This window comes from Photorhabdus noenieputensis (assembly GCF_018448935.1).
GTDB lineage: Bacteria > Pseudomonadota > Gammaproteobacteria > Enterobacterales > Enterobacteriaceae > Photorhabdus > Photorhabdus noenieputensis.
This window is the reverse complement of record NZ_RCWC01000226.1, coordinates 1-252: the sequence shown is the minus strand read 5'-3', so window position 1 is coordinate 252 and position 252 is coordinate 1. Positions and strand designations below refer to the sequence as shown.

At 50.8% G+C, this 252-nt stretch carries 1 protein-coding gene; it reads right to left on the bottom strand.

Annotation, left to right across the window (positions count from 1 at the left end):
- The coding region (tnpA, locus tag EAE91_RS25215; protein ID WP_422615673.1) for an IS66 family insertion sequence element accessory protein TnpA at positions 1-131 on the bottom strand (131 nt) is incomplete at its 3' end.
- Positions 132-252: the final 121 nt, after the last annotated feature.

Here is a 252-nt window from a genome sequence, read left to right as displayed (position 1 = left end):
TGCATTTTGTGACTGTCGGCAATCCAGTCGCGGAAAGAGGAAAAACTCAGTTGATGCTGTTCGCAATACTGTTTTCGGGTCAGGTCACTGTGGCGCCATTGGGTCACATGGTGTTGTTTTTGTTCCGTAATGTTCCGGTGAACTCACCTTGCGTTGTCAGATAGCAACAAGATGGATGTTAACTGAAGGGATTCTCAGGCCAGGGAAGCAGCTCATTCAGCCGGCTGTTCGGCCAGGAAGGCAGCCGACTGA